The organism is Anabaenopsis arnoldii (assembly GCF_028331025.1).
In the GTDB taxonomy this organism is placed as follows: Bacteria; Cyanobacteriota; Cyanobacteriia; order Cyanobacteriales; family Nostocaceae; genus Anabaenopsis; species Anabaenopsis arnoldii.
On record NZ_JAQMUH010000125.1, the window covers coordinates 1 to 12,725 of the forward strand.

Sequence of the window (12,725 nt, forward strand, 5' to 3'; positions counted from 1 at the left end):
ATCATTATGGTTTTAAGGGAACAGGGAACAGGGAACAGGGAACAGGGAATAGTGAGTAGGGAATAGTGAGTAGGGAATAGGGAATAGGGGATAGGGGATAGGGAATAGTGAATGTCCTAATTACCTTGGCGGTTGCTATATTATATAAATTGCTCTGTTTCCAGGCATAATCTCTTTGATATACAGGGATGACAAAACTTTTATTTCTGCCTTCTAGGAACTGATAAATGGGTTGTTTTTTGACTTGCATAGTGGAAAAAATAAGAAAGGGGCAAATTCCAGGATATCCTTGATACTATTTAGTAACATATCAGACAATGGGGGCAAAGCGATCGCCCCACCTAGTCCCCACATTGGAAATCTTGTTTAATCTGAGTGGAATTTGCCCCAGTACCCCTTATGCTAACCATTGGGTTATGAATAAACTGTAATAGTTCAACCCTAACGACAGACTGAGCAAAAAGGATGAAGCACGGATGAGTAAATTTATTGATACTGCAATTGAAGCCATTGTAGCCCGGGAAATTCTCGATTCCCGGGGGAGGCCGACAGTGGAAGCGGAAGTACATCTAGCTGGTGGTGCTGTGGGGGTAGCTCAGGTTCCCAGTGGTGCTTCCACCGGGACATTTGAAGCCCACGAGTTGCGGGATGGGGACAAAAGCCGCTATGGTGGTAAGGGGGTACTCAAAGCGGTAGAAAATGCCAATCAGGTATTAGCACCAAAATTACTAGGCTTGGATGTGCTAAACCAAGAACTGTTAGATCGGACGATGCTCGCTACAGATGGTTCCCCTAACAAAGCCAATTTAGGAGCTAATGCAATTTTAGCCATTTCCTTGGCAGCAGCCAAAGCCGGGGCGGAGGCCTTGGGGATTCCCCTCTATCGCTACTTAGGCGGACCGTTGGCGAATTTGTTACCTGTACCCTTAATGAATGTGATTAACGGGGGCGCACACGCTGCAAATAATGTGGATTTTCAAGAGTTTATGATTGTCCCCATTGGTGCGTCTTCTTTCCGGGAAGCTTTGCGCTGGGGTGCGGAGGTGTTTGCTACTCTCAGCAAGGTGTTAGATGACAAAGGTTTACTGACTGGTGTGGGAGATGAGGGGGGTTTTGCTCCTAACCTAGAGTCAAATCAGGTGGCTTTAGAATTATTGGTAGCGGCGATTAAACAAGCTGGTTACAAACCAGGGGAGGAGGTAGCTTTGGCCCTGGATGTAGCGGCCAGTGAGTTTTACAAAAATGGACAGTATGTTTATGATGGTAAACCCCACGCTCCCGCTGAGTTTATTGACTACCTGGGTCAATTAGTGGCAGAATATCCTATTGTCTCCATTGAAGATGGGTTACATGAGGAAGACTGGCAGAATTGGCAATTACTCACCCAAAAGTTAGGCTCTCAGGTGCAGTTGGTGGGTGATGATTTGTTTGTTACCAATGCTACCCGCTTACAAAAGGGGATTGAGCTAACAGCTGGTAATTCTATTTTGATTAAACTCAATCAAATTGGCTCCCTGACGGAAACTTTGGAAACTATTGATTTAGCTACTCGGAACGGTTTCCGCTCGGTAATTAGCCATAGGTCTGGGGAAACTGAAGATACTACCATCGCGGATTTAGCTGTGGCTACCCGTGCGGGTCAAATTAAGACCGGTTCCCTCTGTCGCAGTGAACGGGTGGCGAAATATAATCGCTTGCTGCGGATTGAGGATGAATTGGGCGATCGCGCTGTGTATGCGGGTACTGTAGGTTTAGGGCCGAAGTAGGGAGAGGGGAAATAAATTCCCCATGTCCCACATTAGGGATAAAATCCTAATTGGGGCAGTCCCAAGGTTTCATCCCAACCCATCATTAAGTTTAAACACTGTATAGCTTGACCCGCCTGTCCTTTAATCAGGTTGTCAATGGCTGACATGACAATCACTCGGCGAGTGCGCGGGTCAACTTCTACGCCGATATAGCAAAGATTGCTACCACAAGCCCATTTAGTTTGGGGATAAGTACCATTATCGCAGACTTTCACCCAGGGGGCGTGACGATAGAAGGCTTTATAGATGGTAATCAGGTCATCCCGCACTAATCCAGGGTCGCGGAGTGTGGCGTATACTGTGGCTAAAATTCCCCGCACCATGGGGATGAGGTGGGGGGTAAATTGAACTTTGACATCGTGACCGGCTAAATCACTACAAATCTGCTCAATTTCTGGGGTGTGGCGGTGATTAACAACACCATAAGCCCCCAGGGAGTTATCAGCCTCAGCCAATAATAGGTTAATTTTCCCCTGTCTACCTCCCCCTGATGTGCCAGATTTAGCATCAATAATGGCGCTTTCGGGGACGATGAGACCTTGTTTAAGTAGTGGGGAGAGGGCTAAAAGGCTCGCGGTGGGGTAACAACCAGGACAACCGACCAGCTGGGCTTCTGCAATGCGATCGCGGTAAAGTTCTGGTAATCCATAGACTGCGGTGGCGGCGATGGTGTCATCGGTTCTCTGTCCCCCATACCAATTAGTATAAGTGGTTAAATCGCTAAATCGATAATCGGCACTCAGATCCAGTACCTTACATCCTTTAGCACACAATTGGGGTGCAATTTGGTAAGCCAGGCCATTGGGTAGGGAAAGAAAGACTACCTCACAACGGTGAGCAATGACATCTGGTTCCACTGGTTCGATTGGTAAGTTAACCAGATGAGCCAGATGGGGGTAGAGGTCTGCAAAAGACCGACCAGCACTACTTTCACCCCCTAAATAAACTAGTTCAACTTCTGGATGTTCCATCAGTAATCTGACTAGTTGCACTCCCCCATAACCTGACGCGCCAACAATTCCCACAGGTACGCGTCTAAAATTACCCATAATTATGAAATCCTCATCCGTTTTTAGTTAAGGTGGTTAATTCTGAAATATCAGCTAGAAAATGCACGGCATACAACAATACACCAATTACCCTCAATGCTGGGTTGTGGCAAGATTTTACACTTTTACTAGACAAAATCAACATTTATCTCCAAAGATCACCACAGATCAATATTTATTTAAGTAGCGTTACCCGGTATTCCGCTTCCCAAGTGTTACCGGAAAAGTCTAAAATAGCTGATCAGTCTGGCAATTTAGTTGTAATCCAAATAAACAAGCTACAATCTATAAAGAAGAAATTGTAAGAAAAATTTACTTTTGGTAGCTGGAATTTTCTGTGTCAAAGCCTAAGCCTATACGAAAGACTGATTCTACTCCCCTGAATGGGAACGACTCCCCCACGGTTGTACCGACCACCGGGGACAACATTGATGGTGCTGTCTCTTCAACTCCAGCCTTTAAATTTGATTCCATTGATGCTGCTTTGGCAGACTTAAAAGCAGGTCGTGTCATTGTGGTAGTAGATGACGAAAATCGCGAAAATGAAGGCGACTTAATTGGTGCAGCCCAATTTGCTACCCCAGATATGATTAATTTTATGGCGGTGCAAGCTAGGGGGCTGATTTGTCTAGCCATGACAGGCGATCGCTTGGACGAATTAGACTTACCCTTAATGGTAACCAACATCACAGATACTAACCAAACAGCATTTACAGTTAGTATTGATGCGGGTCCAGAACTAGGTGTTACTACCGGAATTTCCGCCGAAGACCGCGCCCGCACGATCCAAGTGGCCCTCAACCCAGGGACTAAACCTACAGATTTACGCCGCCCTGGTCATATTTTCCCCATTCGTGCCAAAATGGGGGGTGTACTCAAACGGGCGGGACATACCGAAGCAGCTGTAGATTTATCTCGATTAGCGGGGTTATATCCGGCTGGGGTAATTTGTGAAATTCAAAACCCTGACGGTTCCATGGCGCGGTTACCGGAATTAATTGATTATGCCCAAAAGCATAATCTCAAAATTATTAGTATTGCGGATTTAATTAGTTATCGCCTCCAACACGATCGCCTAATATACCGTGAGGTGGTGACTAAACTGCCTAGCCAATTCGGTCAGTTTGATATTTACGCCTATCGCCATACTCTGGATAATACAGAACACGTGGCCATTGTCAAGGGTAACCCGGCTAATTTCCCAGATGCAACGGTGATGGTGCGGATGCACTCGGAATGTTTAACCGGTGATGCTTTGGGTTCTTTACGCTGTGACTGTCGGATGCAGCTCAAAGCAGCACTCAAAATGATTGAATCCGCTGGTCAAGGTGTTGTAGTTTACCTGCGACAAGAAGGGCGGGGAATTGGTTTAATTAATAAGCTCAAAGCCTATTCTTTACAGGATATGGGTCTGGATACGGTAGAAGCTAACGAGCGTCTGGGTTTTCCCGCTGACTTGCGGGATTATGGAATGGGGGCGCAAATGCTCATGGATTTGGGGATTAAGAAAATTCGCCTGATTACTAATAATCCCCGGAAAATTGCGGGACTCAAGGGTTATGGGTTACAAGTGGTTGACCGCTTACCGTTATTGATTGAGGCTAATGATTATAATTCCTATTACCTAGCTACTAAAGCCCAAAAGCTGGGTCATATGCTGTTACAGACTTACTTGGCCACAGTCGCAATTAGTTGGGAAGATGACCAACAATTATTCACTCAACGCTATGAACGTTTAGAACAACTGCGACTGTTAGCTAAACAAAATCATCTATTATTACAGGAAGAAGCGCGCCCTCTGGGGTTGGCGCTGTTTGCTCAGTCGTCTTTAACAGTACATTTGGGCTTTGACCAAGCAAATGTGGCTGATAGTAATTGGTATCGGCAAAATGGCCATCCTTACTTACAAGCAATTTTCCAAATCCTGGATAATTTAGTTACTTTACCCTACGTGAATAAGTTAGAATTTTTGATTTCTGCTGGTAGTGACCCCTTAAGTAACTTGCAAGTTAAGCTAGACCGTCAGAATTTCTCTTTTAATACCCTACCTTCGGCAATATGCGATCGCCTAGAAACTCAGCAAATTTACAGTTTTACTAGGGGGGATGGTTAAAACTCGGTAATATTTCAGTAGTATAGGACTCCTATTTGATTTTTGAACAAGACTCAGTACACACGGCAATTCTTCTTACCTGTTCCCTGTTCCCTATTCCCTGTTCCCTATTCCCTATTCCCTGTTCCCTGTTCCCTGTTCCCTGAAACCAAACAACTTTGTACCTCACGAGCATGGGAAATGCTATATTACATTACTTATCATCAACTGTATAAAAATACCATTCCTCGGAAATTTCTGCTGTTTCTATTGCTTTCTGACAAAAAGCACGGATGTCGTTTGCTGATAAATTAACCTCACAAAATGCCCCGTTGTCAAGTTTTCGGTAACCGCGAAATTTTTTTTCATCCCATCCTACAAAGCGGGGAAATTGTTCTATAATATCTCTAAATCTATCAGGTTCTCTATCAATAATTTTATTCAATGTAATTTCCAAAACATCCCGCCAACTTTTTACAGGATATTCTTGTTCAAATATATGAAGCAGCTTAGGAGTGGTACGACTACTCCGAGATTTACGACTACTCCGAGATTGATGCGATGGTTTTGACTCATCACCAAAGTAACTCCATATCTGCAAAGCAATTTCAGCTAGGTATTCTCCTCGTTTTTCAATATCTTTTCTGCACCAAGATTTTTTATTATGAAAATACTTGTTTAATTCTAAATGACTCTTTTGGAAGTGAGTCTGCTTCTTAGGAAAATCATCGTTAGAAAGCTCACCATTATAAGCTGTAAGTGTTAAGTTTCCTAGAGAATGAATAAGTAATTGATGGGTTGACTCCCAATCTTCACCCAAATGTTGTTTCCACCAATCATTTAAAGTTTGTGGCATAATGTGCTCAATTGAAAGCTTATCAAAAGATACCTGCTCTTTATGTTGAAAATATTCTTCCACAGATTCAAGAATTAGTTTGGCTTTTTCATAGCGATTTTCACCACCATATAAATTCACATCCATTAGTCGTGATTTAAATTCCTCATCTTTTGGATAATTACGGCTTTGTAAATCTGATTTTAACCGGACTAAAAAACTATCTGCGGCTAAATTGGAATCTTTGCTCACCTGTGAATATAGTAAGGCAAAAACTCTATTTAAACCTCTAGTTGGAATATTACAAATAAATCTACGTAATATAAAATTTTCGATTATTTTTAAAATCCTCACAAAATCTTCTTCCGAAATTCTATCTTGGGATAGCTCATCATAACAATTTAGCAGGAAAGGGTATACTGTAAATGTTTTTAAGCGATTAATACGATGTAGATATTTGCGTATACTTTCGTTTTCTTCTCTTTCAGGGTTTAAAAGTTTTGCATAGTAGTTAGCAAAAATATATAAGTCTTTCAGGTGTGAAATTGCATCTCCTTCTCCTTTGCTAATAAGGTCTTTAATTTCAAAATAAATTTGATTTTGCTTAATTTCCTTACCAATTTTTGTCAGATAATGACGGACAAATTCTGTCAAATTTTCGCCTAAAATATCTTCCATAGGAGACCAGTATTTTTTATAAACTTCCTCTTGCGTCTCCACATCAATCCGCATAAAGAAATAATTACGTATTAAGTCAGCTTCGGTAAGAGGTCTTCCCTTAGCATTAAGATTTTCAAAGACTAAATATGGATCATCTTCATTGCTAAGTTTAACACTGACAACAGAGAGGTTGTTACATATAACTCTTTTGATTTTTTCAACCTCCAACTTGCTGTTTCTAATTTTTCTTTCAAAAAATAAATAACATTCCGAAATTACATTATTTTCAATTGGTGATTCATTATTAATGATGCGATAAAATGCTGTACGGTCTAGTTGTGTAGGCATTAATTTATAATAATCTGAACCCTTTTTGTAGTGATTAACCAGAATGGTTTGATGGATTTCTTCACCTAGTTGCTTATTTCTAGATTGCTTTGCTTTATCTCGCAAAGCACAGAGGAGAATAAAGCTTGTAGTTAGGCGTTGTTGTCCATCAATTAGTAAAAATTTATTTACTCCTTCTTCAGGACCTGAAGCGGTTTGCATGGTAACAATAGAACCCATAAAGTGAGGTCTAGGATGATCTAATGAGCAGAGTTCTGCAATGTCATCCCATAACACCTGCCATTCAGATTTTTTCCAACTGTAAGCTCGTTGAAATAAGGGAACTACATACTGTATTGTACCTTCAATGATATGTTGTAACTTAGTTTCTGAGGCTTGCATTGATGATAATTATTGGCTAATAAGGTATAATCGCATACAAGAATGTATAATTATTTGATGATACAGCGCATTTTATCTGATTAAGGTATAGAAGGGCGGGCACCGATGCCCACCCCACAAGATTTATGATATTAAGGTGTGTACTTTATTTACTTGAAAAGTGCTGTATTTTGGGTAACTATAGTCATCCTATTTGAGTTGAGAAATTATCAGTGAGGAAAGGGAACAGGGAACAGGGAACAGGGAACAGAAATTGTTCATGAATCATTTAGGATTGCTATATACACGATGTGAAACATATAGTACCACTATTTGGTTACATTTAGCCTAAAAATATATGAGATAAATTAATACCCATATTTCCCTAGTACTTATGGCGGCTGGTATTATTCCGGTATATTGTGCGATCGCTATCTATATATTCTGGTTCCCCTGTAGGATCTGTGCGATCGCATGGTGGGAGTAATTTTTAATATTATATATTAAATACATAATATGAGTAATTTGTCAACCATCTAAACCCAGAGAATTATTTTGTTACGTGGCATTTTCTGGGCTAAATAGGTGATAAGATGACAAAAACTTGACATAATCAGGGTTTGAGAGTTGATATTCTAACGCCAATTAAGTCAAGTGGTCAATAGATATTAAACACTTGTGGAAAACTTTGCTCAAGTAACTACTCACCTATGGAAATTAATAATTCTAAAGCCATGAAAATGGCACTCGCTTCTCAAGAAATTTATCACAAGTTTGAGGTGATTTCTAATTCGGGTTTTTTTACTAACTGGTCTTCACCTCCACATCTCATTAATATAGAGGCGACTGATACTCAAGTGGCGATTTTAAGTGATACCCATGAGACTACTATAGTCTTTCGTGGCAGTGAATCCCGCTTAGATTGGAAAACCAATTTAAATTTCTGCAAGCAGAGAAAAGAGTTTTTTCAAGGGGTTATTGAGAAAGGAATTATTGCTGAATATCAACAAATCTATCCCTACTCTGCAAGTAAAAACTCTGGGGCTTTAATTCATCGGGGCTTTGCTAATGCTTATTTGTCTGTAAGATATCAACTTCATAACTATATTCAAACTAATCAGGTTTCTCGTCTGACTGTCACTGGTCATAGTTTAGGCGGTGCTTTAGCTACGATCTGCGCTCTTGATCTGCAATATAATTTTAATTCCATACTCTCTGATATTGAAGTCTATACTTTTGGCGCACCGAAAGTAGGTAATAAGAAGTTCTATCAGTCCTATGATAAACGTGTCCCCCAAACCCATCACTTTATCTACGGTCTTGATATCGTACCTTCTCTACCTCGTTGGTGGCAAGGTTATTTTTATGCTCCGCAAAGAATAAGATTAAGTTCTCGATGGAAATTAAACTTCTTATCTGCTCGGATTAAAGACCATTCTATTAGTAGCTATATTCGCTGGTTGGAAAAGTTACTTTAGACGATGTTTGATAACTTTTCAATAGGTAATTTTTATCTAAGGGAACAGGGAACGGGGAACAGGGAACAGGGAACACACCCAAGGCTTTATAGCCTTTTTTATTCAATGATCAATCAAAAATTTAATTTTGAGCCTGATAGGTGGGAATTAGTTCCCGATAGCTATGAAGTAACCGTAAAAATTGATTACTATCAAAACTAATGGGGTCGCTTCTCTCTCCAGAACGGTCTACATAAGCATGGGTAGTGATGCGGTAGTCGGGAACCTGACTTTGAGCAATTAACCAGGCCAGAGAATTATATTGTAACTGTGTGTAACCACTATGTGACCGCAGAGAATTTTTACCCCAAGCTTCCTGGGGGGTTTCTAAAGAAACATGATAAGCAAAATTATTCACAGAGGGTGGTAAACTAGGGTTAGTGGTTACGGTTTCTGCACCATTGGGACTCTCAAAAACCGAATTACCCGCGCCAAAAGCTCGTTTGTTTGGGGGAACTAAATAAATAATTGTCCCATCCCGTTTAATTAGAGCGTGGTAACTAGCTTGTAGACTCTCATCTGTATGGGGGTTTTGAAAGAAGTTAACCGCACTAGAAGCAGAATTACCGGTTTCATGTAAGACAATCAGGGCTTGATTGTTCACAGGTACGCCATTAACATCATGAGAATAGCGATCGCCGTAGTTGCTGGGGTCTACTGGGGCGATTTCATAGTTGGGTCTATATTGGGTAAAAGCTGCTGTAGTTCTGTATCTACTAGAATTTTCAGACTTGGTGACAGTAGGTGGGGGTAAATTTACGGTTGATTTTTCCTGTAATTTTTCCTGTGATTTTTCCTCTAAGGTGTTTGAGGATTGTAATTGTGCTTGTGGATATTCGCCCCAGTCTGTAGTCACATCGGCTGTTGGTGGGTTAGAGTTGATTTTGTTACCTTCTCGTTGTGTAATTATTCCTAGGGATAACACTATAGTTAGTGTAGTGAATATCAGGAAAATCAGTAATACTCGCGTAGCCCAGTCTCTAAACCTCATTGTAATGGTATTGATAAAAAACTCAATTTAATCTTTCATCTCTTAATGTACAGTAGATTTTATATTTGGAGGACATTTTAAAAGTCAAAGTTAGTCAATAATCAAGCCAGTCCTCTGAGTATGATCAGAATCATGGCAATATAGATAGAAGTCTCAGAGGATGTCTCGGTTACTCACCATTTATGCTTAACATCAGTTCACTAGAATCTTCTTTATGGGAAGCAGCAGACCAACTTAGGGCGAATTTATGAATATTTTCTCAACAAATTCGCCATGACAAGAGCGCAGGAAGGGGGAGAATTTTTTACACCACCTTCTCTAGTGCGGCTGATTGTAAATATTATTGAACCTGATCGCAGTTCCAATACTTGTACCTAATAAAAATATAAGACATCAATTTGATCAAAAAGTTTTATCTTCTAGGATATTAGTGCACAAGCTATTATAGTCATCCTATTTGAGTTGAGAAATTATCAGTGAGGAAAGGGAACACACCGAACAGGGAACAGAAATTGTTCAGAAATCAAATAGGAGTCCTATAGCTCAAAACCAAAAACTTAAATAAGCCCGTGATTTAATGCTACCACGCCTGATGAATGGAAAAATAACCGTGTAGAAATAATTAAGTTATAATATAATTAGTTTATGCCAGCAAGAGATAGATTTCACAACGCAGTCAAAAACGGACTACAAAAACAAGGATGGAAAATCACACATGATCCTTATACAGTGAGTTTCGAGTTAGGAGATATGTATATAGATTTAGGTGCAGATAAAATTTTAGCAGCAGAGAGAGAAAATCAAAAAATTGCTGTAGAAATTAAAAGTTTTTTTAATACATCCGCAATTTCTGAATTTCACACCGCTTTAGGTCAATTTATCAACTATAGGTTAGCATTATCTGAACAAGAAGCAGATCGTACACTTTATCTAGCAGTTCCCATTGATACCTATACCTCTTTCTTTACCATACGACTGGTACAAAATATTATTAAAAGATATCAACTAAAACTGATTACTTATCAACCGGAAACGGAGGATATTATCGAATGGATAAACTAACCAAATATAAACAAATAATTCAACAACTTCTACAAGAATATGCAGCCTATTCTAGCCAAGATCAAGAAATAGAAACTCAACTAATTTCTGATACCCAAAATCATCATTATCAACTTGTCCATGTTGGTTGGAAAAATCAACGTCGTGTTTATGGCTGTATTGTACATCTCGATATCAAAGATGGTAAAATTTGGGTACAACACAACGGTACAGAAAACGAAATAGGAGAAGATTTAGTAAAATTAGGTATTCCCAAACAAGATATAGTTATCGGTTTTCATTCCCCATTTAAACGCCAATTTACAGATTATGCAGTAGGGTAAATTTTAAGATCCCCGACTTCTCTGAGAGGATGTTTGTCAAGTCATGATTAGTGTATCAAATATCGTTTTACCCCACCCTCACCTTACAAGGGTAGGTTTTTAATATGATCTGTGAAGGTAAGACCACCGAAGACAAGGAAGGAAAGTGGACAAGGAAGATTTTATCCGGACAATGGTCTTTTAAGGGGCTATTTTTCTTACTAAGAATACAGACTTTGTACTGTTTTTCTCCCTTGTCACCTTGTCCACCTTGTCCACCTTGTCTTGTCCTTGTAAGGGGAGGGGACTGGATTTAATCAATTAAATAAATGGGGTGATAAATGGGGTAAAGATGTGATAAAAATTACGGATGAAAACTTATCAAACAACCTCTTAGAAGTATCCTTCTGCTTGTGATATTCTGCTAATACTTGGGGTTTAGTTGAAGCAAGCACACAGTCAAAGCGACGCAACACCGTCATTGGTAACATTACACGCTCGTATTGCGGTGGCCGATCAGGACCCCGTAACAAGTCAGCAATTTGCCAAATGAAGTTGGAGAGTTGGTGATGGTCTGCCATTACGTTATCTATGTTGATCTGCCTATTATATCTACTTTTCAGGTAAGCAGAGCATAATAATAAAACAGATTGCACAGGCAATGGCACTATGTCAAGAGTGGGGATGGTGGAATACCTGAGATTATATTGAGAAAAGCGACATTTAATGTGAGAAAGTACAGCAATGTACAACAATGGAGAATAGGAGACTCGAACCCCTGACCTCTGCGGTGCGATCGCAGCACTCTACCAACTGAGCTAATTCCCCAAGGGAGTGGAGAGTAAAAAACCCTCACATATATATCATATTTTAGCACCCAGGGGCGGTAAGTTTGATATCTTTTTGTAAAAAAACTTCCTGGACTCGTTCTAATTCCAAATCATACAAATAATCCACAGTCCAGTTACAGCGACGCTGGAGCATATGGAATGGGTAGCTGTGAGCCACCCCAAGTACTTGTATGTGGGCTTGTTTAGCCGCTGCGACACCCACCGGGGTACCTTCAACTGCTAGACATTCAGCGGGTTGGAGATGGAAATCAGGGTATAATTGATTGAGACGTTCCACAGCCAGCAGATAAGCATCGGGTTGAGACTGGGTGGCGCTCAGGTCATCATCGGCGATCATGACAGAGAAATACTCCGACAGCAAAGCCCGTTCTAATACTAGTTCTATTTCCTGGCGAATTGCACCACTGATTAAGGCGAGCTTGACAGTTTGGCAATCATCAGGGGAAATACTGAGCGATCGCACCTGGTTAATAAAATCTAGCACACCTGGATATAAAGGCAGTTCGGGGATGTTTTCCAGTTGCTGGACATAGGCTTGGGCTTTCTGGTGTAGGAGTTTGTTGACATACTCCTCACTAACCACCCTACCACGAGAACTGAGCAACTCTTGTAAATAAGTGCGATCGCTCCTGCGGTATAAAGCCTGGTATTCACCCAGCTTCTGGGGTTGGAGATTTTCTTGGATGAGAATTTCATCTATTAATTGTGAGTGAATCTGCTCATGATTAATAATCACACTCTTAAAATCAAATAAAACTGCCTTTAAACTCATCTTGTTATGCCAAGCCCTGGAGATGCAAAGTCCTGCCAATTATTATTATCTATTGTGCGCGTTTTTTGGTAGCCATAC

Annotated in this window: 10 protein-coding genes, 1 tRNA gene and 1 pseudogene; 6 read left to right on the forward strand and 6 right to left on the reverse strand. The window is 40.4% G+C overall.

The features are described 5' to 3' along the window. Positions 1 to 476: 476 nt before the first annotated feature. Positions 477 to 1,766 (forward strand): phosphopyruvate hydratase, encoded by a 1,290-nt coding sequence (eno, locus tag PN457_RS11220; RefSeq protein WP_271733395.1) that lies wholly within the window; start codon positions 477 to 479, stop codon positions 1,764 to 1,766. A 32-nt stretch (positions 1,767 to 1,798) separates the two neighbouring features. On the opposite strand, the gene argC is transcribed toward eno, so the two are convergent. Then, complete coding sequence (gene argC, locus PN457_RS11225; protein ID WP_271733396.1) at positions 1,799 to 2,857, reverse strand: N-acetyl-gamma-glutamyl-phosphate reductase; 1,059 nt, start codon at positions 2,855 to 2,857, stop codon at positions 1,799 to 1,801. A 337-nt stretch (positions 2,858 to 3,194) separates the two neighbouring features. On the opposite strand from argC, the gene ribBA reads away from it, so the two are divergent. Beyond that, the gene (gene ribBA, locus PN457_RS11230; protein ID WP_271733397.1) at positions 3,195 to 4,970 is read left to right on the forward strand and encodes a bifunctional 3,4-dihydroxy-2-butanone-4-phosphate synthase/GTP cyclohydrolase II; all 1,776 of its coding nucleotides are present in this window, start codon (positions 3,195 to 3,197) and stop codon (positions 4,968 to 4,970) included. Between the two features lie 193 nt (positions 4,971 to 5,163). Here the strand turns inward: ribBA and PN457_RS11235 are convergent, their stop codons facing one another. After that, positions 5,164 to 7,173, reverse strand: coding sequence for a DUF262 domain-containing protein (locus tag PN457_RS11235; RefSeq protein WP_271733398.1), 2,010 nt, complete (start codon positions 7,171 to 7,173; stop codon positions 5,164 to 5,166). Between the two features lie 689 nt (positions 7,174 to 7,862). Here PN457_RS11235 and PN457_RS11240 point away from each other — a divergent pair. Continuing rightward, on the forward strand, positions 7,863 to 8,630 hold the full coding sequence (locus PN457_RS11240) for a lipase family protein (protein ID WP_271733400.1): 768 nt from the start codon (positions 7,863 to 7,865) through the stop codon (positions 8,628 to 8,630). 121 nt (positions 8,631 to 8,751) lie between these two features. On the opposite strand, the gene PN457_RS11245 is transcribed toward PN457_RS11240, so the two are convergent. Next, on the reverse strand, positions 8,752 to 9,660 hold the full coding sequence (locus PN457_RS11245; RefSeq protein WP_271733401.1) for a peptidoglycan recognition protein family protein: 909 nt from the start codon (positions 9,658 to 9,660) through the stop codon (positions 8,752 to 8,754). A 237-nt stretch (positions 9,661 to 9,897) separates the two neighbouring features. Between PN457_RS11245 and PN457_RS11250 the strand changes: the two are divergent. From PN457_RS11250 to PN457_RS11260, 3 genes and pseudogenes are all read left to right on the forward strand, one after another. Beyond that, a pseudogene (locus PN457_RS11250) lies at positions 9,898 to 10,038 on the forward strand (N-6 DNA methylase); the annotation flags it as partial. Positions 10,039 to 10,305: 267 nt separating this feature from the next. Beyond that, positions 10,306 to 10,722, forward strand: coding sequence for a XisH family protein (locus PN457_RS11255; protein WP_271733402.1), 417 nt, complete (start codon positions 10,306 to 10,308; stop codon positions 10,720 to 10,722). Continuing rightward, positions 10,710 to 11,045 carry a XisI protein gene (locus tag PN457_RS11260; protein WP_271733403.1) on the forward strand — a complete coding sequence of 112 codons (336 nt, stop codon included), beginning with the start codon at positions 10,710 to 10,712 and terminating at the stop codon, positions 11,043 to 11,045. Before PN457_RS11255 ends, PN457_RS11260 begins: the two co-directional genes overlap by 13 nt. A 296-nt stretch (positions 11,046 to 11,341) precedes the next feature. On the opposite strand, the gene PN457_RS11265 is transcribed toward PN457_RS11260, so the two are convergent. The 3 genes from PN457_RS11265 to PN457_RS11275 form a co-directional block, all read right to left on the reverse strand. Next, complete coding sequence (locus PN457_RS11265; protein WP_271733404.1) at positions 11,342 to 11,605, reverse strand: type I restriction-modification system subunit M N-terminal domain-containing protein; 264 nt, start codon at positions 11,603 to 11,605, stop codon at positions 11,342 to 11,344. Between the two features lie 174 nt (positions 11,606 to 11,779). Then, a tRNA-Ala gene (locus PN457_RS11270) sits at positions 11,780 to 11,852 on the reverse strand. A 42-nt stretch (positions 11,853 to 11,894) separates the two neighbouring features. After that, positions 11,895 to 12,647: an HAD family hydrolase gene (locus tag PN457_RS11275; RefSeq protein WP_271733406.1), complete on the reverse strand. Its 753-nt coding sequence runs from the start codon at positions 12,645 to 12,647 to the stop codon at positions 11,895 to 11,897. Positions 12,648 to 12,725 lie beyond the last annotated feature (78 nt).